The organism is Pantoea sp. KPR_PJ, assembly GCF_041386365.1.
Lineage (GTDB): Bacteria > Pseudomonadota > Gammaproteobacteria > Enterobacterales > Enterobacteriaceae > Pantoea.
Window position 1 is genome coordinate 366,859 of record NZ_JABMIK010000002.1, and the last position, 26,677, is coordinate 393,535.

Here is a 26,677-nt window from a genome sequence, read left to right on the forward strand (position 1 = left end):
AAAAAAGCGTTGGAGCCACTATGTTTAAAAATCTGCGCTGGACAATCGTACTGCTGCTGTTTCTTGTTTACATGATCAATTACCTCGATCGTGTTGCCCTCTCTCTGACCTTACCGCTGGTAGAAAAAGATCTGGCGATCAATGCCGAACAGTTCGGCATGATCTTCGGCAGTTTCTTCTTCGGCTATGCCCTGTTCAACTTTGTTGGCGGCATCGCCACTGACCGCTTCGGCCCCAAAATCGTCCTCGGCATCGCGGTCGGCATGTGGTCGCTGTTCTGCGGCATGACCGCGCTGGCGACAGGCTTCTGGTCGATGCTGATCCTGCGCGTGCTGTTCGGCATGGCGGAAGGCCCTATTTGCGCCTCGGCCAACAAAGCGATTAACGGCTGGTTTCCGAAAAAACAGGCGGCGACCGCAATGGGCCTGCTGAGCGCCGGCTCGCCGCTGGGCGGCGCGATCGCCGGGCCCATTATCGGCTATCTCGCGCTCGCTTTCGGCTGGCGGCCGGCCTTCGTCATCATCTGCCTGATCGGTCTGGTATGGATGGCTATCTGGCTGTTTGTGTCAGCAGACAGCCCGGCGAAGAGCCGGCTCGTTTCCGCCGAGGAGCGCGCGCTGGTCGACCAACTGAAAGCTGAGCAGCCGGGCGAAGAGGCGGATCTGGCGCAGGCGTCGCACGGATTTGGCTACTATCTGCGTCAGCCGGTTATCCTGGTCACCGCTTTCGCCTTCTTCTGCTACAACTATATTCTGTTCTTCTTTCTGAGCTGGTTCCCTGCCTATCTGGTGCAGGCGCACGGCCTGGATATTAAATCAATGTCGATCACCACCATGATCCCGTGGATTGTCGGCTTCGTCGGTCTCGCGCTCGGCGGCTGGATCTCAGACAAGATTTTCAATATTACCGGCAGGTTACTGCTCTCCCGTAAAATTGTGCTGGTGGTCTCACTGTTCGCCGCCGCCGTTTGTGTGGCGCTGGCGGGTACGGTAAAAGAGGTCAACTCTGCGGTAATGATGATGTCGATCTCTATCTTCTTCCTCTACATCACCGGCGCCATCTACTGGGCGATTATTCAGGACGTGGTGCACAAGAGCCGCGTCGGCAGCATCAGCGGCTTTATCCATCTGGTGGGCAGCCTGTCGGGCATTATCGGTCCGATCGTCACCGGCTTTATCGTGCAGCATACCGGCAAGTTTGACAGCGCCTTTGTGCTGGCAGGCGGTGTCGCTGCCGTCGGCGCCTTCCTGGTGCTGTTCGTTATCCGCAGCCCGAAAGCGAGCAATAAGCCGATTTCGGCGTAAGCAGCAGGTTTCACATGACTGAATCACGGGGCGCAGGACGCCCCGTTTGCCATAAGGACGAACTATGTTAGAGATTGATCGCCTTCCCGCCGACGTGCAGCGCCCGCGCTACGATCGCAGCAAACTGAAAACCCGCATGGTGCATATCGGCTTTGGCGCTTTTCATCGCGCGCACCAGGCGCTATGCAGCGACAAGCTGGCGGAACAGGGCAGCGACTGGGGCTACTGTGAAGTTAACCTCAACAGCGGCGAGCTGATCCAGGCGCTGCGCCAGCAGGATCACCTCTATAGCCTGACGGAAATGGCCGACGATTCGCTCAACACGCGGATTATCGGCGTGATTACTTCGGCGCTGCATGGCAAAAGCGACGGCATTGAGGCAGTGATTGCCGCGATGAGCCAGCCGGACGTGGCAATTATCTCGATGACCGTTACCGAGAAAGGCTACTGCCATCATCCCGCCAGCGGCGATCTCAACCCGGACCATCCCGATATTGTGCATGACCTGGCCCATCCCAGTGCGCCGCACTCGCTGCCGGGCCTGATTCTGGCCGCTATCCGCCGCCGCCGCGACGCAGGCCTGCCGCCCTTCAGCGTGATGTCCTGCGACAATATGCCGGAAAACGGCCACGTCACGCGCAACGTGATCGTGCAGCTGGCGCAGCGGCAGGATAGCGCGCTGGCGGACTATATCCAGCAGCATGTCACCTTCCCCTCGACCATGGTCGATCGCATTGTTCCGGCCATGACCGACAGCGCGTTTGCGCAGCTTGCCGAGCGTCTCGGCAGCCGCGATCCGGTGGCGGTGGAAGCGGAACCGTTTTTTCAGTGGGTCATCGAGGATAACTTCGTCAGCGGCCGGCCCGCCTGGGAGCAGGCAGGCGCAGAGCTGGTTAAGGACGTGCTGCCGTTTGAGGAAATGAAGCTGCGTATGCTTAACGGCAGCCACTCGTTTCTGGCTTATCTCGGCTTCCTCTCCGGCTATGAACACATCAGCGACTGCATGGCGGACGCGAACCTGCGCACTGCCGCACGCAGGCTGATGCTGGAGCAACAGGCGCCGACGCTGCGCACCCAGGGTGTGGATCTCACCGCCTACGCCGACTCGCTGATCGCGCGGTATGAAAACCGCGCCATCAGGCATCGTACTTATCAGATAGCGACCGACGGCACGCAGAAGCTGCCGCAGCGCCTGCTCGATAGCGTGCGCTGGCACCTGCGCAACGGCAGCAACTGCGACCTGCTGCTGCTGGGTGTGGCGGGCTGGATGCGCTACGTCGGCGGCGTGGACGAGCAAGGCGCGCCGATCGCGATCCGCGATCCGCTGAAAGCGGAACTGGCGGAACGCGTGGCTACCAGCGACGAAGGCGAAGCGCGCGTGAAGGCGCTGCTGGGCATGAAAGCGGTATTTGGCGAGGATCTGGCGCAGAATGCCGAGGTAGTCGCAACGCTGACGCGCTTCTGGCTGCAGCTGCGCGAGCATGGCGCGCGCGCCACGGTGGCGCAGGTGGTGGGGTCGCCGTAATTGATCAGTATCAAAAGCGCTGGCGCAGTCGCAGCGCGCTGATTAGACTGACACTTTCCCAACGGGCTGGCTGCTGCCAGCCGTGATACGGATATGCCGCATGTCAATCGCCTATACCATCACCACCAGCGAACCGGTTAACCAGCAGATCTATCGTTATCTGCGTAAGGATATCGTGACCTGCGTCATTCAGCCGGGTTCGCTGCTGTCAGAAAAAGAAGTGTCAGCCCGGTTCAATGTGTCGCGTCAGCCGGTGCGCGAAGCCTTTATCAAGCTGGCGGAAGCGGGTCTGGTGCAGGTATTGCCGCAGCGCGGCACCTTCGTGCGTAAAATCTCCGCACGCCGCGTCGCGGACGGCCGATTTATTCGCGAAGCTGTAGAGGTATCAGTGGTAAGGCGCGCGGCGCTGGAGATTGAAGCCAACGCGCTGATGGCGCTCGACCATAATCTGCAGCTGCAAAAACTGGCCGCCGACCGCCACGACAGTCAGGCATTCCTCAGCCTTGACGATGAGTTTCATCGGCTGATTGCCGAGAGCATCAACTGCGCGCTGGCGTGGGAGACGGTAGAGAATATTAAAGCGGCGATGGATCGCGTACGTTTCCTGACGCTGAGCGAAGTCTCTCCGCCAGAAAGCCTGATTGAGCAGCATGAGGAGATCCTGTCAGCGCTGAAGGCCCATGACGCCGACGCAGCCGAAGCCGCGATGCGTCGCCATTTACAGGAGATGATTTTCTCGATTACGCCGATTGCCGAGCGCAACAGCGAATGGTTTGAATCACCGTAGACCGTTGTCAGTCATAAAAGGCCAGCCATCTGCTGGCCTTTTGCGTTCTGTTCTGTCGCCTGTGGATGAGCGCGCGATAAAACGGCCGGGGCGGGATCGGCTCGTCCTCTCGCATACTGAAGCGACTCTGGCCTACCACCAGCGATGAAAATGGTGCACCGGCCCGATCCCCCTGCCCACCTCCAGCGTATCAGCCTGAACCAGCGCCTGCTGTAGCCAGCCTTTCGCCTCGCGCAGGGTCTCCGCCCAGTCTGCACAGCGGGGACGCAGCGCCGCCAGTGCCGCAGAGAGTGAGCAGCCGGTGCCGTGCGTGTGTCGCGTATTCACACGCGGCGCGCTAAAACGCTCGGCACCGCTGCGCGTGATCAGCCAGTCGGGGCTTTCGCGGTCGCTCAGATGGCCACCTTTCATCAGCACCGCCTGACAGCCAAGCGTCAGCAGCGCTTCCCCCTGCTTCAGCATGACCTCTTCATTATGCGCAGGTGCGCACTCAAGCAGCGCCGCCGCTTCCGGCAGATTCGGCGTGATCAGCGAGACCTGCGGCAGCAGCAGCTCGCGCACGCTGGCGATGGCGTCGGGCGACAGCAGCGCATCGCCACTTTTGGCCACCATCACCGTGTCCAGCACCACAAAAGGAATGGCTGCCTGTTTCAGCCTGTGCGCCACAAGCTGCACAATTGCCGTTTCAGCGAGCATACCGATTTTCGCCGTATCGATGCGCACATCGCTTAACACTGAATTGAGCTGAGCATCAACGAACGCCGGCTCAATGCGATAGACCGACTGTACGCCGCAGGTGTTCTGCGCCACCAGCGCGGTAATGACGCTGGTGCCGTAGGCTGCCAGGGCTGAAAAGGCTTTGAGATCGGCCTGGATCCCTGCACCGCCGCTGGGATCGGTACCGGCGATGGTTAAGGCGTTGATACGTTTCATGCGCGCGCCTCCTGTGCCTGCTGCCACAGGGCATCGATAAACAGCGTGGCAAAGGTGCCCGGCGCGTCAGTCTGCGCAGCAGCCCGCTCGCCCGCGCGCGCCATCACGCGACAGGCGCTGGCAACGTTGCTCAGCCGGTCGCCTGGCAGGCTGCAAAACGCGGCCACTACGGCGGAGAGTGCGCAGCCGGTGCCCACCACATGCGTCATCAGCGCGCTGCCGCCCTGCACGCTGAGCGTCTGATGGCCGTCAGTGACGTAATCGACCTCACCGCTGATCGCGACCAGCGTCTGGTGTCGCAGCGCCAGCTCGCGTGCCGCCTCAAGCGCTGCCTCCGACGGATGCTGTGTATCCACGCCGCGTCCGCCTGCGCCCTGCCGCGCCAGCGCGAGAATTTCAGAGGCATTGCCGCGCACGGCGGCAGGCTGTTGCGCCAGCAACCGGTGGCAGAAATCGGTGCGCAACGTCAGGGCGCCGGCCGCAACAGGATCGAGCACCCAGGGTGTCTGAGCGGCGTGCGCCGCCCTTACGGCGGCGAGCATGGCCTCACAACGATCGCGGGTCAGCGTGCCTACGTTGATCAGTAAGGCATCGGCAAGGGTGGCAAACTGGGCCGCTTCTTCATTATCGACCACCATCGCGGGCGAGGCGTGAAGCGCCAGTAAAACGTTGGCGGTAACGTTTTGCACCACCTCATTGGTCATGCAGTGGACAAGCGGCGGCTGATGCACAAAACGGCTAAGAACGGGCGCGAAAGCGGCGTCGGAAAAGGGTTGAGGCGTGTGAATCATCATAACTCCCAACCGGCGAACAAGAAGGCGAATGCGGTCAGGCATCTGACTTCCCTACGCTGGCATTATCCAGATCAGGTAATACGGGTATTTCTCAGCCTTCACAAAGAAGGGCACCCCGAGTCGTGTAGATTACATTTCTTTATTAATTAGTGAGTTATGTAAGCTTACCTGTTTGTATAAGGTTGTTTTTACGAATCTCACTATTGAGCATTGTACCCCAGCCTGTACCCCATTTTGTACCCCACAGGAAAACAAAATGCTTGTTTATTCTTTACCCATGTAAAACGGTTATAGGTAGAATCTATGGACAGAATTAATCATTTTTATCGCCAAATGAAGTTTTGAATCATGTTTAGAAAAATAAAGTAGATGCCCTACTTTATTCATTACTTACCGCTATGTAATTACCTCCAACAGAAATAATCTGTAGAGACAGTAATTAACTGTTATTTTCTCATGAAAAAAGGCTTTTTTGTGACCAATACTAAAATCTGAAAATAAAATCTTATACACATAGGTATTAAAATGAAAGTAAAAGATAATTTAGGAAATGAAATATTATCTAATCTAAAAAGACTGGAAGAATATTATGAAGAAGCCCTGTATTTCAACAATTCCCCACCAGATATGCGTATTGTTGCAACAAAAGGGCTGCAACAATATCTTAGCAAAAGAAAAAAATTATGGAGAATAATAGCTGAAGAAAAGGGAAATACGCACAAACAGAAAGACGCTAAATAAATTAGTCCGTAAAAAAAGAATTACATCAGAAATATCACTGACTTTTGATCAAAATGAAAACAGGATATGTAGCGATATAACCTCAGCACGAATATGTGACATATTAAAAGTGCGATTACCAAAAGAATACATAGAGAAGCTAAGAAATAATAAAATTACGAAATGCAAAACTGGCATGCAAAATTAAAATTTAAGCATTTACACAGCCCCCAGTTAAACAACTACCCCCCTAGAAAAAGCCGATTCACTCGCATGAATCGGCCTTTCTAAATTTATCAACAGGGAGCGCATACAAATGATTAATCCTACATCTATTTACACCAATTTTAAGTATGTATCTGCTGAGTGTGGTTCAGGGAAAACTACTTCATTATGTAATATGATCAATCGGGCACTTAACATAAAAGGTAGTGCTGAAAATTTTATTATCGTACAAAATACACATAAACTCGCTACAGATACAGCTAATAATTTTAATAACTGCAAATTACTGATTAGCGATTTAGTGCCCAGAAATAAAAGACTCATAAATGAAGATCTTGATTCTGGGGAGTCTTTCTTTGTCTGGCGGCACTGGAAAAGCTTGGTGATTTCTTCGCCACTGGTACTGGCTTCTGGTCGGCCGTAATGCTTTCCGTCGCTGGATTGTGCCAGCTACTGGCAAGTACTGCCGCGATAGGCTGGGCTGTTTTGGGTTACGGTACTCTCCGGGCAAAGTACTTACCCTATAAACTCGTTAATAATTATACGGTTCCTGTACTGATCATTGTACTTGCTTTGTGGCAAGTGCCGCCCGCTCCTCAAGCGATGAGGCCAGAGCACAAAAACCTGGTTTCAAGGACGGTAAAGAGTTTCCTGTCGCCCGTGAAAATAATATTTCGAAAGTTGCTGATTACGCCAAATTCGTCGAAGAACAACGAATCAAAGCAGCAGAAAAGGCCGCACAGGATGCCGCTCTTGCCGCCGAAAAAGAACGACAGGCAAAAGAGGAAGATGCTAAGTGTCTCGATGATGCTCATTGCTACGCGTTAAAACATAAAGCAGAAGATTATATTTGTAGGGTAGCTGTAGAAAACTTTGCTCAGCACCAGTTTACATGGACTGACGGAATTACTGAACCCAAATAATCTTCATATAACGGGTATGACAAAGACAAAAAAGTAGTCACTCTTTACAGGCACAGAGCACAAGCTCAAAACGGTTTCGGTGCGTTTAAAAACATAGAGTCTCCTGTACGTTCTATGTTGACACTGGCGAAGTATTAAGTACTAATCTTCAATAGAGAATATTAAAATGAAAAAGGCTTCTATCGTAGTAATATTATTTTATTGTTCTGTTTCGTCAATAGCGTCAGTACCTGACGGCAAAATCGAAAAAACCTTTATTGCTGGCAATGAAGTTATTTGTTTGAAAGAAATTCAGAAGCAGATCCCCCCTTATCTCAGGTCATTTGAAGAAGAAAGCGGGGTTAAGTACAAATACGTTGTTAAATCAGGTCTGTCATACAAAGATACTGTAGGGCTACGGTTACAGATCAACCGTGTGGATTCGGGGCTGAATGTGCGTGTAGCCGATCTTGATTACTACTGTCTACAGGAACGCGGCAGCATGTGCCAGCCAGCGTACATGGTACTTGATCGTTCTCAATGAACAAGGTGTTCAACAAGGTCGCGAAAGTGGCCTTATTTAATGATAGTACTGTACTTTTTTAATTTTTTGAATTTTCTGTAGCACTTCTTACACTGTACAAATAGCGTACATAACCTTACCATTCATGTGACAATAGCCGCTAAAAAAAATAGTTTAAGTACAGGATGTTATGGAACAGGGACTCTATTTTTGCTCCCCCAGTGAAAACCAGTACTACTCAACGCTCCCCTTATGGGGGGTTGCTCGCATTTCTGAAATGGCTAACGGTACGCCGTGGCTCGAACCGCAATGGGTCGGAGGGCATGGTGACGTGCCGGAGGCCTCGCCCTCTACACATCCAGACTTGATGCGACTATCAATAACCTGGTCATGAATCAACGGGATGGTAACGTATGGGCTGTCTAACCATTTACCGATTTCAATGTCACTCAGATGATGCTTGAAAGAAAGGTCAAACAATCAAATTACTGAGTCATGATGATTTTTGGTTTTACAGGTGATGATTTCAGACGTTTGATCAAAATCACCAGGATATACCGTACTGTATACTTCCCTGTTGGATTCCCTGTTAGTGACAATATCGATCAAAACATCAATCCCGCGATTTTAAGTTTTTCAGAAGATTTCTTTGAATCGATAGACGAATACTGGAAAGTACATTTTAACGATTACTGTCAGGACATTCAGCACCTCAATGACATGTCGAAAAATGTTATTGAAACAAGGGCAAGAAAAGCAATATCACAGACCAGTGGCACCGATAAACCGTTACTGACTGCCAGTACTTACGTAAGTGTTATGACTTATTCGGGTAGTGAATGGATTGTTTCGTCGCCTGATGGCGTTGCGTCCTCAAAAGTACATTGAAAAGGGATTTTGTTATGGGAAGGCAAAAGCAACTTGCTAAATTAGGCGATAAAACATCCTTTGGTCAAATCGTCAGTGCTTCGGCAAATATATCTGATGAAGGGGTGAAACTTGCTGTCGATGGCGATATGGCATACTGCAATAACTGCAAGGATTCTTTCCCCATTGTTGCAACATATAAGGGGTGGATTGGTGACGGCAAACTGATTGTCGGAGACGGTGATACCGTACTTTGCAAATGTAAAAATAATGTTGTATTTGCGACCTCTCATTACTCGGGGTGTTCATCACGAGAAAGCAGGACAGCCGCTGTACCATCCAATGTAATCCCTCTTTCAGCCAGTCAGGGGACTCAAGAAGCGATAACAGTCATTCCGGTATTCGCTAAATCAGTACTTCGCGGTACTGGCAATACTGATGCGGGAACAGCAGAGGAGCCACAAACCAGCATTGGCGAAATGAGTTTCTATCAGTCCAGGCCATCACAGCCAGCCCCTGAGCCAGAACAGCACGCACAGGCCGCAAAGAAGAAGAAAACCTCACCGCCGCCGCCAGAACCGCCGAAGAAAAAATCACTGTTTGATAAAGTGACAGGTTTCATCTTTGGTGAAGCTGAAGCAATGCCACTTCCCTCGCCTCCGGTTGTCATGGGGGGTTCAGCAGAAGCAGGAATGGCAGCAGCGGGAGGGGCTACAGTAAAAGCGAATCAGCACGCAGCCAAAGCCCTTACGCATACCATGAAGCACCTTTCAGGCCCGGAAGTCTGGAGCGGCTCGCTTGCGATGAATTTACCATTTGTTGTTATGGGGGCGATTGTTCAGTCAAAACTCAAGGGTGACAAGAGCGATCTGCTAACGCCTGAAAAGTTACTGGAAGTCGCTTACAGCAAGGGAACCGTACCAACCCGAGTACGCTATAACTGGATAACTGACGATAAAACGGGACGATTAAAAGCCGTTGGCTATCATACCAGTACTGAAAGCGGGCGTGATCAGGTACGTGTCCGTATGCTGGAAAAGCAAATAGATGGTAGCTATGAATTTTGGGGCGACGAGCGAAGCGATAAACCGCTGATTACATGGACACCAGCCAGTACGCCGGGATCGCAAAGTAGCTGGAATACAGGCAATAACAGCCCACAAGCGGCTACTGTAACGATTCCAGGGCTTGAAAAGCCTGATATTCAGGGCGTGACTATTACCACAACACGAGTACCGGAAGAGAAGGATTTTCGGGATTATATTTTGGTGTTTCCGGGGAACATACACCTGCCGATCTACATCTACCTCAGTAAACCCCCGGTAGAACTGCTGGAAGTTGAGCTTTATAGTGATTTTAGAGGGCGTTCACGGCAGGGCAAGTATGAGGCTGATCACATGCCTTCCGCCGCTGCGGTAATTGCTCATTACAAACGTCTTTACCCTGATGCAAAAGATACAGAACTGGAAATAATGGCTAAGGACGTTGCTGCAATTGTTGTACCACAGGAAGTACATAGACAGATAAGTGAAACCTTTGGTGGACGCAATAAACCAGAACAGATCTCTCGGGACTCACGTGATTTGAAATCAGCAGTGGAAAGCAATTTTAGTGCCATTGAATCAGCATTGAAAGAGCATGGAGCTACAGAGAAACAGCTGAATGAAGCAAAGGCAAAAATGCATGAATTAAATGAAAGCGTGGGGTTATACGACAAATGACAATAAATGTAGAAGCACTAATCCGTAACTTAGGCAAGACTTATCAGGAGATATTTGATAAGGAATTAATACCATATAAAACTAAGCCCTCGGGTTTTTCTGGTACTGAATTTGTTACATTGAATATGGTTAAAGAAGGTGTGTTGCTTTCGTTTAGACGTGAAGATAAATCCCTCAAAGAGATAACATTAGTTTTGATTGATAGTGAAAAGAAAGATTGGGTATTCCCCAATCGATTACCAACCCCCTTACAACCTCTCATGACCCGCTCATGGGTTCACGATAAGTTAGGTGAGCCTGATAAAGCATTGCCGCCAAGAAAAAGACTACGCAGGGACATTGGTTGGACTGAGCGATATGCATTAGTTGACTTTCATATACCTGTTACATTACAAATTGACTATGAACTCAATGACTATGTCCGCGAATTAGGTTTTATGCCAACCTCAGAAGTTCGTTGGTGATTTACTGTATGCGGCCTCATGTAGGCCGCTTTTTCGTCCTTGGTAAAAATACTGCCCTTAAGATCGCAAAATAATCAAATCCCAGGCATCCCGATTCTTGACAAAAAACCTTAAGTAATTTTTTACTCAGGAAAAAGTAAAGCCAGTATTTTTCTGCACGATTTAAAATACCGTTCGCCTGATCAGGTTTAACCCCGCCGACCAAATGCCGTGTACGCAGATCTCAGTATCGACATTTTAACTAATCCAGTAACGACTAAAAAATGCACGATCAAAAATCTCTTTTTGGTACGCTCTTTTTGTACCTCAGGTGCATTACACACGGACAAAAGAAATGTAACCACATGAATAACGATAAGAATCCTGGCAACCTACGCTGGCATTATCCAGATCAGGTAATACGGGTATTTCTCAGCCTTCACAAAGAAGGGCACCCCGAGTCGAATGTTACGTCAGCAGCACAGGAGAGCCTGCTGGTGAAAGCAATATGCCTACCCATAAAGAGGTAGTACCAGTTAGTGTCCATCAGTATGATCCCGATCAACCGGTAATGGTCAAAAAACGAGCCTAATGCTTCAGTCCCGCACACCGTACGGCGTAATCCTGGCTATCCGCTCAGAGGACCCTGATGAAACTGCTCTCGCTTATCCCACACTGGCATCGCTGGCAGGATGTTGTAATTACTCGCGCCAATGCCGTTGCCCCGAACGGCAGAAGCTATTTCTCCACCCACATTTCTGCTCGCTGCCGAACCTGTGACCAGACGCTTTATCGCGTCTACTACCGCGATATCAGCGATGCGCAGGCACGTCGCTGGCTGGGTTAAACCCTGGCTGAAAGGTTACACTACTGACAACAACATGTTAGGCTGATGTTACCTGATTCAGATAACAGACGTGCCATGCCCAGCTTGCTTGATACGCTTACGCATCAGATTTACCTTTCCGCCCCGCTGTTTATCTTAATTTTTCTTGGCTATGGCCTGACGCGTTTCGGCAAATGGCCCGCCTCCGTCAGCGAAGGCCTGAACCGCTTTGTGTTTAATGTCGCCCTGCCCTGCATGCTGTTTCGTGTGATGAGCGACTTTTACAAGAGCCCACCGGTGGATATCCGACTGCTGCTGGCATTTTTTGGCAGCTGTCTGCTGATTTTTATTCTCGGACGCCTTGTGGCCGCGCGCCTGTTTAAGCTCGACGGCGTGGCGGGAACGGTGTTTGCGCTGGGCGGGATCTTTTCCAATAACGTCATGCTGGGCATTCCGGTCGCCACGGTGCTACTTGGCCCGGAGGCGCTGCCTTCAGTTGCGCTGGTGCTGGTGTTTAACAGTCTTATCCTGTGGACATTGCTGACGCTGTCAGTGGAATGGGCAAAACAGGGCAGCTTTTCACTACATGGCATCGGCCGCACGCTGCTCAGCGTGCTGAAAAATCCGCTGATTGTGGGCATCCTTAGCGGCACCGCCTGGAGTTTTTTAAAGCAGCCTCTGCCGACGATCGCCGCCGAACCGCTGCGTATGCTTGCCGCTATCGCCGCGCCGCTGTCACTGGTGACGCTTGGCATGAGTCTGGCGCACTACCGCGTGCGTGACGGACTGCGCGAAAGCTATACCATCTGTCTGCTGAAGCTGATTTTCCAGCCGATGACCGTCTGGGCAATCGCCTGGCTGGTGGGTTTACCCCCGCTGGAGAGCCGGGTTGTGGTGCTACTGGGATCGATGGCGGTAGGCGTTAATGTCTATCTGATGTCACAGAAATTCAACGTTCTGACCGGTCCGGCAGCGGCCAGTATGCTTTTCTCTACGCTGTTTGCAGCGGTGACAACGCCGGTGTGGATGATGCTGATGTCGCTGGCTGGCTATTAAAAAAAAGCCCCGGAACAGGCGTTCCAGGGCAGTTGCGTGGCTATCGCAAAACTTATTCAGCCGGTTTGGTGCGGATCAGATAGTCAAACGCACTCAGTGAGGCTTTTGCACCCTCACCACTGGCGATGATGATCTGCTTGTAGGGCACCGTGGTGCAGTCACCCGCCGCGAATACCCCTTTCAGGCTGGTTTCGCATTTTGCGTCGATCAGGATCTCGCCCATTTTATTGCGCTCTACCGCGCCTTCCAGCCAGGTGGTGTTAGGCAGCAGGCCGATCTGTACGAAGATACCGCTCAGCGCGATATCGTGCGCCGTCTGGCTGGTACGATCGATATAGGCAAGACCGGTAACTTTGCTGCCGTCGCCTTTTACTTCTGTGGTCTGCGCATTAAGGATCACGTCAACGTTTTTCAGGCTGCGCAGCTTATTCTGCAACACCTGATCGGCGCGCATTTCTCCGGCGAATTCCAGCAGCGTAACGTGTTCAACAATACCCGCCAGATCGATAGCCGCTTCTACGCCGGAGTTACCGCCACCGATGACCGCAACGCGCTTGCCTTTGAACAGCGGACCGTCACAGTGCGGGCAGTAGGTTACCCCTTTGGTGCGATACTGCTCTTCGCCCGGTACGCCCATGTTGCGCCAGCGCGCACCGGTAGCGATGATAATGCTGCGTGATTTCAGCACCGCGCCAGAGGCGGTTTCCACCGCATGCAGACCGCCTTCTTTAGCGGCAGGGATCAGTTTGATGGCGCTCTGGGTATCGATTACGTCCACATCGTAGTCATCAACGTGAGCACGCAGTGAGCCCGCCAGCTTCGCCCCCTCCGTTTTCTGCACGGAGATGTAGTTCTCGATATCGACGGTGTCGAGCACCTGACCACCAAAACGTTCGCCCATCAGACCGGTACGAATGCCTTTACGCGCTGAATAGATAGCTGCGGCAGCACCCGCCGGGCCGCTGCCGACAATCAGTACTTCATAAGCGTCGCGCTTATTCAGCTCTTCCGCCGCGCGTTTCTCTGCGTTGGTGTCGACCTTGCCGACAATCTCCGCCAGGCTCATACGCCCCTGGCCAAACTCTTTACCGTTCAGATAGACCGCCGGCACGCCCATGACGTTGCGCTCGGTGATCTCATTCTGGAACATGCCGCCGTCAATTGCCGTGTGTGAGACGCGCGGGTTGATAATCGCCATCAGGTTCAGCGCCTGAACCACGTCAGGACAGTTGTGGCATGACAGCGAATAATAGGTTTCGAAATGCAGATCGCTGTCCAGCGACGCCACCTGATCCAGCAGGCTCTGCGCCTCTTTGGACGGATGGCCACCGGTTTGCAGCAGCGCCAGCACCAGTGACGTAAATTCATGACCCATCGGCGAGCCAGCAAAGCGCGGGCCGCTGTGCGAGCCAGGGTTAGTAATCAGAAAAGAGGGTTTGCGCACCGGACGATCGTTCTCTTCGCGGAAGCTGACTTTTTCAGACAGGCTGGCGATATCCGTCAGCAAATCACGAATTTCCGCTGATTTGGCCCCCTCGTCCAGGGTAGCGATCAACTCAACAGGCCGGGTTAATTTCTCAAGGTAGGCCTTGAGCTGGGTTTTTAAGTTGGTGTCGAGCATAGTGAGTTCCTGTCAGAAGAAATCGGGTGCCGCAGCACCCGATAGAGAAAGATCGAAAAACCGGTAGGAAAGTTAGATTTTGCCAACCAGGTCCAGAGACGGAGCCAGGGTAGCGTCGCCTTCTTTCCATTTAGCCGGGCACACTTCGCCTGGGTGAGAAGCAACGTACTGTGCTGCTTTCACTTTACGCAGCAGGTCAGACGCGTCACGACCGATGCCTTCAGCAGTGATTTCGATTGCCTGGATGATGCCTTCCGGGTCAACGATGAACGTACCGCGATCGGCCAGGCCCTCTGCTTCACGCATGATTTCGAAGTTGCGGGTCAGCGCGCCAGTCGGGTCACCGATCATCGCGTACTGGATTTTTGCGATGGTTTCAGAAGAACCGTGCCAGGCTTTGTGGGTAAAGTGGGTATCGGTAGAAACGGAGTAGATGTCTACGCCCAGTTTCTGGAATTCTTCGTAGTGGTCAGCCACGTCGCCCAGTTCGGTCGGGCAAACGAAGGTGAAGTCAGCTGGATAAAAGAAGAATACACTCCATTTACCTTCAACGTCTTTCTCGGTTACGTCGATAAATTCGCCGTTTTTGAATGCAGCGTTTTTGAACGGTTTAATCTTGGTATTAATGATAGACATCTGAAGTCCTCCGCTAAAAGATGTGATGCAAGTTACATAATTTTCGGGCCAACTTCTAATATGCAGTCGTTATCAATCAGATAAACGAAAGCTATCAAACGCGACAGGCCGCACCGCTATTGACACCGCACACGCATTCTACACACAAAGCACATTGATTTAACGCGGTTTATCTTTTCTCGCCAGAGCTGCTAATTTTGAAGAAAAGAGGATGCGGGAGAGCAGGCGTGTTAATTCGATCGTTTACCGAGGCCGATCGGCCGTTTCTGAGAACGCTGTTTCTGGCGGTGCGTCGTCATAACTGGCGCTGGCTCGACGACAGCCACTGGCAGCTGGAAGATTTTGACAGCGTTATTCTGGGCGAAACCGTGTGGGTCGCGGAGCTTGACGGGCATCGCGTCGGCTTTGCAGGCGTGCTGGAGAATGACAATTTTTTGCACAGCCTCTATGTCGATCCCGCTTATCAGGGACGCGGTGTCGGCGGCGCGCTGCTGGAAAAGGTGCAGGGACGGTTTAGCAGTACCGGCGCCTTAAAATGTCTGCTGATGAATAAGGCCGCGCAGGCGTTCTATCTCAGGCATGGCTGGAAGATCATTGCGCAGGGTGAAAGCGAGCAGGGAAAATATGTGCTGATGCACTTTCCGCTGGCGCCCTGATGCGACGCCAGCGGACGGCGGTTCTACAGCGCGCGGAAGGCGATGTCGCCCGGGATGACCTCGCCCTGCCAGTAGAGTCGTGCCGCCACGCGGCCTGCCAGCTGGCGATAGAGCGCGGTAAACTCGCTCTCCGGACGACGGATCACCGTTGGCTCGCCATCGTCTAAATCTTCACGCAGGTTAATATGCAGCGGCAGCTGCGCCAGCAGCACTGTCTGATAATCCGCCACCAGCTTCTCAGCGCCGCCGGTGCCAAAGATTGGCTCGTGGAAGCCGCAGTGGCTGCAAATATGCAAACTCATGTTTTCTACGACGCCAAGCACCGGCACGTTCACTTTTTCAAACATCACCATGCCTTTGCGCGCGTCAATTAGCGCAATGTCCTGTGGCGTGGTCACGACGATGGCACCGGTAACCGGCACGCTTTGCGCCAGCGTCAGCTGAATATCGCCCGTGCCCGGCGGCATATCAAGCACCAGATAATCGAGATCGGGCCACAGCGTCTCGCTAAGCAGCTGCATCAGCGCTTTGCTCGCCATCGGCCCACGCCACACCATGGCGTTGTCATCCGTCACCAGATAGCCAATGGAGTTAGTGGCCAGGCCATGAGCCATGATCGGTGCCATATGAGTCCCGTCCGGCGACGTCGGCCGCTCGTGCTCGGTCCCCAGCATGTTGGGCACCGACGGGCCGTAGATATCGGCATCGAGGATGCCGACGCGCGCGCCTTCCGCCGCCAGCGCCAGCGCCATATTGACGGCGGTGCTTGATTTGCCTACGCCGCCTTTGCCTGAGCTGACGGCAATAATATTTTTCACGCCATTGATGCCGGGATGGCCTTTTACGCGCTTCAGCGTGGCGATGTCGTAATGCAGCCGCCAGTCAATCGCACTGGCACCGGTCAGGCGCAGCAGTTCAGCACTGGTTTCAGCTTTTAGCTCTTCAAAGACGCTCGCCCAGGCGAACGGCATGCAAAGTTCGATATGCAGCTTACCATCCAGCTGTGCAACATGATGCAGCGCCTTTAACGTGATGAGATTGTGGTCCAGGGTCGAGTGCTGGAAGCGGCTGAGCACACCGCTGACCACGGCGCGCAGGCCTTCCGGTGAATGTGATGTCCGGGATTGTACTGTCATCCCCCACTCCTTTTTATTTTTTCTGTCGCTGGCTTCAGCGGTAACACAACAATCATATCAGATGTCAGCGTTGACGACGCGACGCCGCCCTTGTGTTTACGCCCGCCAGGGCATGAGTTACCATCTAAGCCCGTTTTTTCAATCAACAGAAAGCTACGCAAACTATGACTCAAGTCGCTAAAAAAATAATGGTAACGTGCGCCCTGCCGTACGCGAACGGATCAATCCATCTCGGCCACATGCTCGAGCATATCCAGGCAGACATTTGGGTGCGTTACCAGCGAATGCGTGGCAATCAGGTTTTCTTTATCTGCGCCGACGACGCGCACGGTACGCCGATTATGCTGAAAGCGCAGCAGTTAGGCATGTCGCCGGAGCAGATGATTGCTGATATGAGTCAGGAACATCAGGTTGATTTCGCCGGCTTCAACATCAGCTATGACAACTATCACTCGACGCACAGCGATGAGAACCGCGTGCTGTCTGAGCTGATTTACACGCGCCTGAAAGAGAACGGTTTCATTAAAAACCGCACCATTTCTCAACTCTACGATCCGGAAAAAGGGATGTTCCTGCCGGATCGTTTTGTGAAAGGCACCTGTCCGAAATGTAAGTCACCGGACCAGTATGGCGACAACTGCGAAGTGTGCGGTGCCACCTACAGTCCGACCGAACTGATTGAGCCGAAATCGGTAGTCTCTGGCGCGACGCCGGAAATGCGCGACTCTGAGCACTTCTTCTTCGATCTGCCCTCATTCAGCGCCATGCTTCAGGCCTGGACTCGTTCTGGCGCGCTTCAGGAGCAGGTAGCAAATAAAATGCAGGAGTGGTTTGAGTCTGGCCTGCAGCAGTGGGATATCTCGCGCGATGCGCCCTACTTCGGCTTTGAGATCCCCGATGCGCCGGGCAAATACTTTTACGTCTGGCTGGATGCGCCCATTGGTTACATGGGTGCGTTCAAGAATCTGTGTGACAAGCGCGGCGACCTGGATTTTGATGAGTTCTGGAAGAAAGATTCAACCACCGAGCTCTACCACTTTATCGGGAAAGATATTGTCTATTTCCACAGCCTGTTCTGGCCAGCCATGCTGGAAGGCAGCCAGTTCCGCAAGCCGAACAACCTGTTTGTTCACGGCTACGTGACAGTGAACGGTGCCAAGATGTCAAAATCGCGCGGCACCTTTATCAAGGCCAGCACCTGGCTTCAGCATCTGGACGCTGACAGCCTGCGCTACTACTACGCCGCTAAGCTCTCTTCACGCATTGACGATATCGACCTTAACCTGGAAGATTTTGTGCAGCGCGTAAATGCTGACATCGTTAATAAGGTGGTGAACCTCGCGTCGCGCAACGCGGGCTTCCTGACTAAACGCTTCGACGGCCAGCTGTCGGCTGAGCTGGCAGATCCGGCGCTTTATCAGACCTTTGTCGACGCCTCAGAGAAGATTGGCGAGGCCTGGGCGACCCGCGAGTTTAGCCGCGCCATTCGTGAAATCATGGCGCTGGCCGATCTGGCCAACCGCTATGTGGATGAGCAGGCACCCTGGGTTGTTGCAAAACAGGAAGGCCGTGACGCTGACCTGCAGGCGATCTGCTCGATGGGCATTAATCTGTTCCGCGTGCTGATGACCTGGCTGAAGCCGGTACTGCCTGCGCTGAGCGAGCGCGCTGAAGCCTTCCTTAACACCGAGCTGAGCTGGGATGCGATTGCACAGCCGCTGCTCAACCATCAGGTTGCGCCGTTCAAGGCGCTCTACGGACGTATTGAAATGACCAAAGTTAATGCGCTGATTGAAGCGTCAAAAGAGGACGCGGCTGCCGCCAGTAAACCGGCTACCGGCCCGCTGGCGGATGCGCCGATTGGCGATACCATTACCATCGACGACTTTGCGAAGGTCGATATGCGCGTAGCGCTGATCGAAAACGCCGAGCTGGTAGAGGGTTCCGATAAGCTGCTGCGCCTGCAGCTCGATCTGGGCGGTGAGAAGCGTCAGATCTTCTCCGGCATTCGCGCGGCCTACCCCGATCCGTCAGTACTGATCGGCAAGATGACCATTATCGTGGCCAACCTTGCGCCGCGTAAAATGCGCTTTGGCGTCTCGGAAGGCATGGTGCTCTCTGCTGGCCCTGGCGGGAAGGATCTGTTTGTGCTCTCCGTTGACAGCGGCGCGCAGCCGGGCATGCCGGTTAAGTAAAGGGCGCAGGCGGGAATTGAGGCGGCCTGGGGTCGCCCTTAAAATCCCGACAGCGTGCCCATCGCGGGTGGCATGGCCCGATCGCAAAAACGCAAAAGACGGCATCCCTGCCCGCTCGTCCTGCGCCATCCCTGGCGCAGGACGCTTTGCTCTTCGGGCCATGCCACCCGCTCGCAAGCTTTCCTGCGGTCATCAGGGGCGACAGCAATGTCGCCCTTTTTTATGCTTTGTCGCGTATGATGTTGTGCAGTAAAAACAGGAGCCTGCTATGTCCACTCTGCTCTCTCTGTGCTGGCGCTACGTGCGCGCCTTCGTCATCATCTATCTCTGCCTCTATGCGGGCAACGCCATCGCCCTGCTGCTGCCGATCACCATTCCCGGCAGTATCCTCGGCATGCTGACGCTGTTCGCGCTGCTGGCTACGCAAATTTTGCCGGTTGACTGGGTCAAGCCGGGCTGCCATCTGTTTATTCGCTATATGGCACTGCTGTTTGTGCCCATCAGCGTCGGCATCATCAACTATACCGACGTACTGAGCGCGCAGTTCGGTCCCATCGTGGTCTCTGTCGTCATCAGCACCTTCCTGGTGCTGACGATTGTCGGCTGGAGCGCCCATAAAATTCATACGCGCAGCGTGCAGGAGAAGCCGAGTGAGTGACATCTGGTGGTCGCTGCCGCTGAGCGTCGGCGCCTTTATGCTGGCGCGCCGCCTGGCGGCGAAGCTGAAAATCTCGATAATCAATCCGCTGCTGGTGGCGATGGCGATCATTATCCCGCTGCTGCTGGTGCTGCAGATCCCCTACGCGCGCTATTTCGCCGGCAGCCAGATCCTTAACCAGCTGCTGCAGCCAGCGGTGGTGGCGCTGGCGCTGCCGCTCTATGAGCAGATGCATCAAATTCGCGCGCGCTGGAAATCGCTGATCGGCGTCTGTTTTATCGGCAGCCTCACGGCGATGGTCTCCGGCACCGCTATCGCGCTGTGGATGGGCGCTACGCCGGAGATCGCCGCCACCATTCTGCCCAAATCCGTTACGACCCCTATCGCCATGGCGGTCTCTGCCTCGCTGCACGGTATCCCCGCCATCAGCGCGATCTGTGTGCTGATTGCAGGCGTGCTTGGCGCGGTATTTGGTCATATGGTGCTCAACCTGTTAGGTATCAAAACCCGTGCCGCGCGCGGACTGGCGATCGGCAATGCTTCCCATGCGCTCGGCACGGCACGCGCAGCGGAAGTTGACTATCAGGAAGGCGCGTTTAGCTCGCTGGCGCTGGTGCTGTGCGGCATCATCACTTCTTTGCTGGCACCCTTTATTTTTCCCCTGCTGCTGCGAATGCTGGGTTAAAACTTTGCGAGAGATCTCGCAAAGTTGAAACGATGCAAATCTGTTGCATTGTCAGAGCGATACAGATCACATATAAACCCTCTGGCGGCAATCGGCCGCCCGATTTCAACGAGGCTATCATGCACCCACGTTTCATCTCCGCCTTCGACGCGTTGCCCGCTGATCTGCAAAGCGCACTGCGTCCGGTTTTAGACGATACGCAGTTTCAGGCGGCGCTGACGCCGGAGCAGGTTGCATCGCTAATGCAGCAGACCCAACTGGACGCCGACGCGCTGGCGCTGGCCTTACTGCCGCTGGCGGCCGCCTGCGCCGTGGCGCCGGTCTCCCGCTTCAACGTCGGTGCTGTGGCACGCGGCGCAAGCGGCTACTGGTATTTCGGTGCCAATATGGAGTTTACTGGCGTCGCGCTCCAGCAAACGGTGCACGCCGAGCAGAGCGCCATCGTTCACGCCTGGCTGCGTGGTGAACGCCGCCTGGAAGCCGTAACCGTCAACTATACGCCGTGCGGCCACTGCCGCCAGTTTATGAATGAGCTCAACAGCGGCACCGACCTGCGCATCAGCCTGCCTGGCCGCCGCGTGTCGACACTGGCCGACTACCTGCCGGATGCGTTTGGCCCGCGCGATCTCAATATCACCAGCCTGCTGTTAGATGACGTGGATCACGGCTATCTGGCACAGGGCGATGCCCTGGCGCTGGCGGCAATCGCGGCTGCCAGCCAGAGCCACGCGCCCTACAGCGGCTCACACAGCGGGATTGCGCTGCGCACCGCCAGCGGGGTCGTGGTCACCGGGCGCTATGCCGAGAATGCCGCCTTTAACCCCAGCCTGCCTCCGCTTCAGGCCGCGCTTATCCTGCTGAATATGCAGGGCGAAGCCTGCGAGAGTATTGAAGCGGCCACGCTGGCCGAAGTGGAAGATGCCACGCTGGATCAGTTCGCCGCGACAAAGGCCACGCTGGAGGCGCTGGGGTGCACCCGGCTCACATGCGTTACGCTGCATAAAGGCTGAGCCACGGCACGCTTTTCAACACTTGCAATAACTTTTATTTACAAAAGCTGTACATCAGCGAGAAATTTCATAGGATCGTGCGCCAGCTACACAAAAAAAGAACGACTGGCGTCTGCGTTTTTGCCAGACAACATTGCAACCGGAGCATCCATTCATGGAACACGAGTACGAAAGTAAACGTCCACTGTACATCCCCTACGCTGGCCCGATCCTGCTGGAATTTCCCCTACTGAACAAAGGCAGTGCCTTCTCTCTGGAAGAGCGCAACGAATTTAACCTCAACGGCCTGCTGCCTGAAGCGGTCGAGAGCATTGAAGAGCAGGCAGAACGCGCCTGGCGTCAGTTCCAGGACTTTAAAAACAACAACGATAAACACGTCTACCTGCGCAATATTCAGGACACAAACGAAACCCTGTTCTATCGCCTGCTCGACAACCATCTCGAAGAGATGATGCCCATTATCTACACCCCGACCGTTGGCGCAGCCTGCGAACATTTTTCCGAGATCTACCGTCGCGCACGCGGCGTTTTCATCTCCTATCCTAACCGCGCCCACATTGAGGACATGCTGCAAAACGCCACCAAGCAGAACGTAAAGGTGATCGTGGTAACCGACGGCGAGCGTATTCTTGGCCTCGGTGATTTAGGTATCGGCGGCATGGGCATTCCCATTGGCAAACTCTCGCTCTACACCGCCTGTGGCGGTATCTCTCCGGCCTATACCCTGCCGGTGGTGCTGGATGCAGGCACTAACAATCAGCAACTGCTGAACGATCCGCTTTATATGGGCTGGCGTCATCCGCGCATCACTGGCGAAGAGTACGACGCCTTTGTTAACGACTTCATCCAGGCGGTAAAACGCCGCTGGCCGAATGTGCTGCTGCAGTTTGAGGACTTCGCGCAGAAAAATGCCATGCCGCTGCTTCAGCGCTACCGTGATGAGATTTGCTGCTTTAACGATGATATCCAGGGCACCGCCGCCGTGACCGTGGGCACCCTGATTGCCGCCAGCCGCGCCGCAGGCAGCCGCCTGTGCGAGCAGAAAGTGGTGTTCCTGGGCGCAGGCTCAGCCGGCTGTGGCATCGCCGAGCAGATCATTGCGCAGATGAAATCGGAAGGATTAAGCGATGATGAGGCACGCGCCCGCGTGCTGATGGTCGATCGCTTTGGCCTGCTGACCGACAAACTGCCTAACCTGCTCGATTTCCAGAGCAAGCTGGTGCAGAAGAGCGAGAATCTGCAAGGGTGGGATACTGCCAGTGACGCCATTTCACTGCTGGATGTCGTGCGCAACGCGCAGCCCGACATTCTGATTGGCGTATCCGGCCAGCCGGGACTCTTTACCGAAGAGATCATTCGTGAAATGCACAAGCACTGCGCGCGCCCCATTGTCATGCCGCTTTCAAACCCGACCTCGCGTGTGGAAGCCACACCGGCAGATATTATCGCCTGGACCGACGGTGCAGCGCTGGTGGCGACCGGCAGCCCCTTCTCGCCGGTGAGCTGGAAAGGTAAAACCTATCCGATCGCACAGTGTAACAACTCCTATATTTTCCCCGGCATTGGCCTTGGCGTGATTGCGGCTGGCGCAACGCGCGTTACCGATTCCATGCTGATGACGGCCAGCCGTGCGCTGGCTGACTGTTCACCACTGGTGAACGAGGGCGAAGGCCCGGTGCTGCCGGAAATCAAAGATATTCAGGGCGTGTCAAAAATCATCGCGATGGAAGTGGGCAAAGCCGCACAGCTGGCGGGGGTGGCAGTAGTCACCTCAGAAGACGTGCTGTCACAGGCGGTTGCCAGTAATTTCTGGCTGCCGCAGTATCGACACTATCGCCGTACCTCCATCTAGCCGACTCTCGCCGGGCCGTTTCAGGCCCGGCTATTGCGCAAAAAGCCATCAGCCAGCCGGCAGCAACTTGCTTCAGCGCAGGTCCTCAAGTAGCCTTGATGCACCGATTTTCCCCTACGTCGAGCGCTTACGCGTATGTTAAAACGCGTTTTTATTGGTTTTCTCTTCATCATCTTACTGATGGTGGCGACTGCGCTCGGCCTGGATCGCTGGATCAGCTGGAAAACGGCCCCGTTCATTTATGAAGATGTCACCTCTTTGCCGCATCGTCAGGTCGGGGTGGTGCTGGGAACCGCGAAATATTACCGCACTGGCGTCTACAATCAGTACTATCTGTACCGCATTCAGGGCGCGCTGAACGCCTATAACAGCGGAAAGGTTAACTACCTGTTGTTAAGCGGCGACAACGCTATGAGCAGCTATAACGAGCCGATGACCATGCGTCGCGACCTGATTAAAGCAGGCGTCGACCCGCAGGATATCGTGCTGGACTATGCGGGCTTCCGCACGCTCGACTCCATTGTGCGCACGCGCAAGGTATTCGATACCAACGACTTCATCATTATTACTCAGCGCTTCCACTGTGAACGCGCGCTGTTTATCGCGCTCCATATGGGCATACAGGCGCAGTGTTTCGCTGTGCCGTCACCGAAAAACATGCTGAGCGTCCGCTTTCGCGAGGTCGGTGCGCGTCTCGGTGCGCTGGCGGATCTCTATATCATGAAGCGTGAGCCGCGCTTTCTTGGCCCCCTGGTGCCGATTCCGGCCGTGCACGAAATACCGGAAGATGCGCAGGGCTATCCTGCGGTGACGCCGGAGCAGCTGCTGGAAAGCGAGCAGAAGATACATCAATAACGTCGCACGCTGTGCGCCAACCTGACCGCAGGTAACCGCGCGCTCATGCCCTGTTGCCCGCGCGGCATAAGCGCCTCCTGCCCTCTTTCTCCTGTGCGCCAGGCAAAAAAAAGAGCGGCCCAGCGGCCGCTCTTTTTCATCTCTCTACTTACTTCTTACGCGAATACTTCAGTGAGTCGAGCGCTACGGCAAAGATGATAATGCCGCCCTTGATAATGTACTGCCAGTAGGGGTTGACGCCGATATAGGTCAGGCCGTAGTTGATAACGGTGAAGATAATTACACCGGTCACCACACCGGCAACCGTACCGACGCCGCCCGCAAAGGAAACGCCACCCACCACGCAGGCTGCGATCGCATCCAGCTCATACATAAAGCCAAGGTTGTTGGTGGCGCTGCCGATACGGCCCGCTTCCAGCAGACCGCCAAAGGCATAGAACACACCGGAAAGCGCATAGACCAGAATCAGGTTGAAGTTAACGTTTACGCCAGAGACTTTTGCCGCTTCCGGGTTGCCGCCGATAGCAAAAATGTTTTTGCCAAAGCGGGTTTTGTTCCACAGGATCCAGACAAACACGATGGCGATAATGGCGTAAAAGGTGATAAACGACAGCTTAAAATCACCAAAGCGGAAAAAGCCCTGGGTAAATTTTGAGAAGCCGCTGTCAAAACCTGCAATCGGCGAGGCGCCAACGAAATCGTAATAGAGCGAGTTAATGCCGTAGACAATAATCATGGTGCCGAGCGTGGTGATAAAGGGCGTCACCTTGAGGTAGGCAATAATCACGCCGTTCAGCAGGCCAATCAAACCACCGATGACACACACCACCAGGATCACCAGCGGAATCGGCACGGTGTCCAGCGTCGGGAACACCTTATTGGCATTCTCCATCGACTGTAGCAGCGTGGCCGCGACTACCGCTGCCAGCCCAACCTGACGGCCTGCCGAAAGGTCAGTGCCCTGGGTGACAATCAGACCCGCCACGCCCAGCGCGATAATAATACGTACTGATGACTGGGTCAGAATATTACTCAGGTTCATCAGGCTTAAAAATGTTGGATCCTGGAAAATAATAATTGCCAGCAGAACCAGCAGAACGACATAAATGCCGCCCTCTTTCAGCCAGGTTAGCGCATTCTTTTTAGTAGTCGCTTTCATGTTAACAGCCCTTGCTTCATTAAAGGTGTAATGACGCTAAACGCAATATTTCGTTCTGCGTGGTTGTTTTGGTTTCTACAATGCCCGCTACCTGACCATTGCTCATTACCAGAATACGATCGGTAATGCCCAGCAGCTCCGGCATTTCGGACGAGATAATAATGATGCCCTTCTCTTTTTTTGCCAGCTCAGCAATCAGCTGATAAATTTCGAACTTTGCCCCAACGTCAATACCGCGCGTGGGTTCATCCAGCATCAATATTTCAGGCTGCGTTAACAACCAGCGACCAATAATTACTTTCTGCTGGTTACCACCAGACAGCGAGCCTATTTGCGTATGGCGCCCAGGGGTTTTTACGCGCATCGCATCAATTACCCACTGGGTATCACTTTTCATGCGCTTATTATCCAGCAATCCCATGCTGTTTTTATATTTCTTGATATTTGAGATTAACGAGTTAAATCCAATATCCAGAAACGCATAAATACCCGTTGAGCGACGCTCCTCGGTGACCAGCGCAAAGCCATGGTTAATCGCTTCGTTGGCGCTGTGATTGTTAATGGCTTTGCCGTGTAGCTTGATGGTACCGCTCACCTTTTCGCGAATACCAAACAGGGTCTCGACGATATCGGTGCGTTTTGCGCCTACCAGTCCGGCAATACCCAGAATCTCCCCTTTTCGCAGATCAAACGAGACGTCACGAATCGACGGCTGTCGCAGCGAGGTTAAATTACGCACCTCCAGAATGGTTTCACCGGGCACATTGGTTTTATCGGGAAAACGCTGATTCAGGGAGCGGCCAACCATCATTGCGATGATCTTATCCATGTCCAGCCCTTCCAGCGACTGGGTAGCAATCCACTGACCGTCGCGCAGAATGGTGATTTCATCGCACAGCTGGAAAATCTCCTCCATCTTGTGCGAGATATAGACAATGCCGCAGCCGCGATCTTTCAGCTTACGGATAATGGTGAACAGATGGTTCACCTCTTTTTCCGTCAGTGAAGAGGTCGGTTCATCCATAATGACGATTTTAGCGTCATAAGAAAAGGCTTTGGCTATTTCGATCATCTGCATCTGCGAAACAGAAAGCTGGGCGACCTTATCGCGCGGATCGATATCAATATCCAGCTCTTCAAATATCGCTTTGGTATCGCGATACATTTTATCCTGATCGACAAAGGGCCCTTTACGCGGGTAGCGACCCAGCCACATATTGTCCATAACGGTGCGCTGTAAAACCAGGTTTAGCTCCTGGTGCACCATTGAAACGCCGTTTTCCAGAGCCTCTTTGGAACTTTTAAAATCAATTTCTTCACCCTGAAACAGGATGCTCCCCGTATCTTTTTTATAAATACCAAACAGGCATTTTAATAATGTTGATTTACCGGCGCCATTTTCACCCATCAGTGCATGAACGGAGTGAGGCCGCACTTTTAAATTGACATTATCTAAGGCTTTAACCCCTGGAAATGATTTTGACACATTCGTCATTTCCAGCAGATATTCACGCTGCGCGGTCGGATTATCACTGGCCATAATTTACCTGGCTAAAAAAAGCGTTGGTCACGTGAAAACAGGGCGCAG

Annotated in this window: 26 protein-coding genes and 2 riboswitches; of the genes, 19 read left to right on the top strand and 7 right to left on the bottom strand. The window is 53.6% G+C overall.

The genetic code is table 11. The annotated features are described in order from the left end of the window. The first annotated feature begins 20 nt into the window (after window positions 1–20). From HP564_RS06415 to HP564_RS06425, 3 genes are all read left to right on the top strand, one after another. On the top strand, window positions 21–1,304 hold the full coding sequence (locus HP564_RS06415) for an MFS transporter (RefSeq protein WP_371241299.1): 1,284 nt from the start codon (window positions 21–23) through the stop codon (window positions 1,302–1,304). A 64-nt stretch (window positions 1,305–1,368) separates the two neighbouring features. After that, window positions 1,369–2,829, top strand: coding sequence for a mannitol dehydrogenase family protein (locus tag HP564_RS06420; RefSeq protein WP_371241301.1), 1,461 nt, complete (start codon window positions 1,369–1,371; stop codon window positions 2,827–2,829). 100 nt (window positions 2,830–2,929) lie between these two features. Beyond that, window positions 2,930–3,616 (top strand): GntR family transcriptional regulator, encoded by a 687-nt coding sequence (locus tag HP564_RS06425; protein ID WP_371241303.1) that lies wholly within the window; start codon window positions 2,930–2,932, stop codon window positions 3,614–3,616. 132 nt (window positions 3,617–3,748) lie between these two features. Here the strand turns inward: HP564_RS06425 and thiD are convergent, their stop codons facing one another. Both thiD and thiM read right to left on the bottom strand, forming a co-directional pair. Then, the gene (gene thiD / locus HP564_RS06430) at window positions 3,749–4,549 is read right to left on the bottom strand and encodes a bifunctional hydroxymethylpyrimidine kinase/phosphomethylpyrimidine kinase (RefSeq protein WP_371241305.1); all 801 of its coding nucleotides are present in this window, start codon (window positions 4,547–4,549) and stop codon (window positions 3,749–3,751) included. Further along, entirely contained in the window at window positions 4,546–5,340 is a 795-nt protein-coding gene (gene thiM, locus HP564_RS06435) for a hydroxyethylthiazole kinase (protein WP_371242004.1), read from the bottom strand. The genes thiD and thiM overlap by 4 nt, the downstream gene beginning before the upstream one ends. A gap of 34 nt (window positions 5,341–5,374) precedes the next feature. Beyond that, a riboswitch (TPP riboswitch) is annotated at window positions 5,375–5,471 on the bottom strand. Window positions 5,472–5,868: 397 nt separating this feature from the next. On the opposite strand from thiM, the gene HP564_RS06440 reads away from it, so the two are divergent. The 9 genes from HP564_RS06440 (at window position 5,869) to HP564_RS06480 (ending at window position 12,626) form a co-directional block, all read left to right on the top strand. Beyond that, window positions 5,869–6,084 (top strand): hypothetical protein, encoded by a 216-nt coding sequence (locus HP564_RS06440; protein ID WP_371241307.1) that lies wholly within the window; start codon window positions 5,869–5,871, stop codon window positions 6,082–6,084. A gap of 295 nt (window positions 6,085–6,379) precedes the next feature. Then, complete coding sequence (locus HP564_RS06445; RefSeq protein WP_371241309.1) at window positions 6,380–6,712, top strand: DEAD/DEAH box helicase family protein; 333 nt, start codon at window positions 6,380–6,382, stop codon at window positions 6,710–6,712. Between the two features lie 151 nt (window positions 6,713–6,863). Continuing rightward, on the top strand, window positions 6,864–7,211 hold the full coding sequence (locus HP564_RS06450; RefSeq protein ID WP_371241311.1) for a hypothetical protein: 348 nt from the start codon (window positions 6,864–6,866) through the stop codon (window positions 7,209–7,211). Window positions 7,212–7,377: 166 nt separating this feature from the next. After that, window positions 7,378–7,734, top strand: a complete 357-nt coding sequence (locus tag HP564_RS06455) for a hypothetical protein (RefSeq protein WP_371241312.1) — start codon at window positions 7,378–7,380, stop codon at window positions 7,732–7,734. A gap of 474 nt (window positions 7,735–8,208) precedes the next feature. Continuing rightward, window positions 8,209–8,601, top strand: coding sequence for a hypothetical protein (locus HP564_RS06460; protein ID WP_371241314.1), 393 nt, complete (start codon window positions 8,209–8,211; stop codon window positions 8,599–8,601). 14 nt (window positions 8,602–8,615) lie between these two features. Further along, window positions 8,616–10,301, top strand: a complete 1,686-nt coding sequence (locus tag HP564_RS06465; protein WP_371241315.1) for an S-type pyocin domain-containing protein — start codon at window positions 8,616–8,618, stop codon at window positions 10,299–10,301. After that, complete coding sequence (locus tag HP564_RS06470; protein WP_371241317.1) at window positions 10,298–10,765, top strand: DUF6392 family protein; 468 nt, start codon at window positions 10,298–10,300, stop codon at window positions 10,763–10,765. Before HP564_RS06465 ends, HP564_RS06470 begins: the two co-directional genes overlap by 4 nt. 352 nt (window positions 10,766–11,117) lie before the next feature. Then, a riboswitch (TPP riboswitch) is annotated at window positions 11,118–11,213 on the bottom strand. A 180-nt stretch (window positions 11,214–11,393) separates the two neighbouring features. Further along, window positions 11,394–11,591, top strand: coding sequence for a hypothetical protein (locus tag HP564_RS06475; RefSeq protein WP_371241319.1), 198 nt, complete (start codon window positions 11,394–11,396; stop codon window positions 11,589–11,591). A gap of 75 nt (window positions 11,592–11,666) precedes the next feature. Then, complete coding sequence (locus tag HP564_RS06480; protein WP_371241320.1) at window positions 11,667–12,626, top strand: AEC family transporter; 960 nt, start codon at window positions 11,667–11,669, stop codon at window positions 12,624–12,626. 52 nt (window positions 12,627–12,678) lie between these two features. Here HP564_RS06480 and ahpF read toward each other — a convergent pair whose 3' ends face one another. Further along, entirely contained in the window at window positions 12,679–14,247 is a 1,569-nt protein-coding gene (gene ahpF, locus HP564_RS06485; protein WP_371241322.1) for an alkyl hydroperoxide reductase subunit F, read from the bottom strand. Window positions 14,248–14,319: 72 nt separating this feature from the next. Beyond that, window positions 14,320–14,883 carry an alkyl hydroperoxide reductase subunit C gene (gene ahpC / locus HP564_RS06490; protein ID WP_033750273.1) on the bottom strand — a complete coding sequence of 188 codons (564 nt, stop codon included), beginning with the start codon at window positions 14,881–14,883 and terminating at the stop codon, window positions 14,320–14,322. Window positions 14,884–15,110: 227 nt separating this feature from the next. Here ahpC and HP564_RS06495 point away from each other — a divergent pair, with 227 nt between their 5' ends. Further along, a complete protein-coding gene (locus tag HP564_RS06495; RefSeq protein ID WP_371241323.1) occupies window positions 15,111–15,539 on the top strand; it encodes a GNAT family N-acetyltransferase in 429 nt (142 codons plus the stop codon). Between the two features lie 23 nt (window positions 15,540–15,562). Here HP564_RS06495 and apbC read toward each other — a convergent pair whose 3' ends face one another. Continuing rightward, a complete protein-coding gene (gene apbC, locus HP564_RS06500; protein WP_371241324.1) occupies window positions 15,563–16,675 on the bottom strand; it encodes an iron-sulfur cluster carrier protein ApbC in 1,113 nt (370 codons plus the stop codon). Between the two features lie 164 nt (window positions 16,676–16,839). On the opposite strand from apbC, the gene metG reads away from it, so the two are divergent. The 6 genes from metG (at window position 16,840) to sanA (ending at window position 23,930) form a co-directional block, all read left to right on the top strand. Then, on the top strand, window positions 16,840–18,870 hold the full coding sequence (gene metG / locus HP564_RS06505; RefSeq protein ID WP_371241326.1) for a methionine--tRNA ligase: 2,031 nt from the start codon (window positions 16,840–16,842) through the stop codon (window positions 18,868–18,870). 268 nt (window positions 18,871–19,138) lie between these two features. Beyond that, window positions 19,139–19,528: a CidA/LrgA family protein gene (locus HP564_RS06510; RefSeq protein WP_371241327.1), complete on the top strand. Its 390-nt coding sequence runs from the start codon at window positions 19,139–19,141 to the stop codon at window positions 19,526–19,528. After that, window positions 19,521–20,213, top strand: a complete 693-nt coding sequence (locus HP564_RS06515; RefSeq protein WP_371241329.1) for a CidB/LrgB family autolysis modulator — start codon at window positions 19,521–19,523, stop codon at window positions 20,211–20,213. The genes HP564_RS06510 and HP564_RS06515 overlap by 8 nt, the downstream gene beginning before the upstream one ends. Before the next feature lie 119 nt (window positions 20,214–20,332). Then, entirely contained in the window at window positions 20,333–21,223 is an 891-nt protein-coding gene (gene cdd / locus HP564_RS06520; protein WP_371241331.1) for a cytidine deaminase, read from the top strand. Window positions 21,224–21,377: 154 nt separating this feature from the next. After that, window positions 21,378–23,075 carry an NAD-dependent malic enzyme gene (locus HP564_RS06525; protein ID WP_371241333.1) on the top strand — a complete coding sequence of 566 codons (1,698 nt, stop codon included), beginning with the start codon at window positions 21,378–21,380 and terminating at the stop codon, window positions 23,073–23,075. 135 nt (window positions 23,076–23,210) lie between these two features. Beyond that, window positions 23,211–23,930, top strand: coding sequence for an outer membrane permeability protein SanA (gene sanA / locus HP564_RS06530; RefSeq protein WP_371241335.1), 720 nt, complete (start codon window positions 23,211–23,213; stop codon window positions 23,928–23,930). 148 nt (window positions 23,931–24,078) lie between these two features. On the opposite strand, the gene mglC is transcribed toward sanA, so the two are convergent. Further along, a complete protein-coding gene (gene mglC / locus HP564_RS06535; RefSeq protein ID WP_371241337.1) occupies window positions 24,079–25,089 on the bottom strand; it encodes a galactose/methyl galactoside ABC transporter permease MglC in 1,011 nt (336 codons plus the stop codon). A gap of 19 nt (window positions 25,090–25,108) precedes the next feature. Beyond that, on the bottom strand, window positions 25,109–26,629 hold the full coding sequence (mglA, locus tag HP564_RS06540; protein WP_371241339.1) for a galactose/methyl galactoside ABC transporter ATP-binding protein MglA: 1,521 nt from the start codon (window positions 26,627–26,629) through the stop codon (window positions 25,109–25,111). Between the last annotated feature and the right edge of the window lie 48 nt (window positions 26,630–26,677).